The 528-nt window shown below is 54.4% G+C and carries 1 rRNA gene; it reads right to left on the bottom strand.

From position 1 onward, the window contains the following. Positions 1-17: 17 nt before the first annotated feature. Positions 18-528, bottom strand: a 16S ribosomal RNA gene (locus IEV35_RS20035); the annotation flags it as partial.

Genomic DNA, 528 nt, shown 5'->3' with positions numbered 1-528 from the left:
TCCGTTATATTCCTTAGAAAGGAGGTGATCCAGCCGCACCTTCCGATACGGCTACCTTGTTACGACTTCACCCCAATCATTGGTCCCACCTTAGGCGGCTGGCTCCAAAAGGTTACCTCACCGACTTCGGGTGTTACCAACTCTCGTGGTGTGACGGGCGGTGTGTACAAGGCCCGGGAACGTATTCACCGCGGCATGCTGATCCGCGATTACTAGCGATTCCGGCTTCATGCAGGCGAGTTGCAGCCTGCAATCCGAACTGAGAATGGTTTTATGGGATTTGCTTCACCTCGCGGCTTCGCTGCCCTTTGTACCATCCATTGTAGCACGTGTGTAGCCCAGGTCATAAGGGGCATGATGATTTGACGTCATCCCCACCTTCCTCCGGTTTGTCACCGGCAGTCTCCTTAGAGTGCCCAACTAAATGCTGGCAACTAAGAATAAGGGTTGCGCTCGTTGCGGGACTTAACCCAACATCTCACGACACGAGCTGACGACAACCATGCACCACCTGTCACCATTGCCCCC

Source organism: Ornithinibacillus halotolerans (assembly GCF_014637405.1).
Taxonomy (GTDB): Bacteria; Bacillota; Bacilli; order Bacillales; family Amphibacillaceae; genus Ornithinibacillus; species Ornithinibacillus halotolerans.
This window is presented reverse-complemented; position numbering and strand designations above follow the sequence as displayed.